Annotated in this window: 1 protein-coding gene; it reads left to right on the top strand. The window is 37.2% G+C overall.

What is annotated here, in order from left to right:
• Window positions 1-290, top strand: a 290-nt coding sequence (locus H5975_RS08500; RefSeq protein ID WP_204785647.1) for an IS30 family transposase, incomplete at both ends; no start/stop codon positions are given.

Raw genomic sequence — 290 nt, 5'->3', positions numbered from 1 at the left:
TGGGAACTAGACACTATTCAAGGTCATAAAGATGGCAAGGATAGCGTTGTTCTAGTAATGACTGATCGTTTTTCACGGGTTAATATTACGAGAAAAATTACCAGTAAAACTGCATATGCAGTGAATCATTTTTTTGTTGAGTTGCGTCAGAAGCTTGGCAAGAATGCTTACTATCGCATTTTTAAAACAATTACTTCTGATAATGGTTCTGAATTTAGTGAGTTAACGCGAGTTCATGACCATGTTTTTTACACTGACCCATATTCTCCTTGGGAACGCGGATCCAATGA

This window comes from Limosilactobacillus coleohominis (assembly GCF_016901675.1).
GTDB lineage: Bacteria > Bacillota > Bacilli > Lactobacillales > Lactobacillaceae > Limosilactobacillus > Limosilactobacillus intestinavium.
Note: the sequence above shows the minus strand (reverse complement) of the source record. Positions and strands in the feature narration are given on the sequence as shown.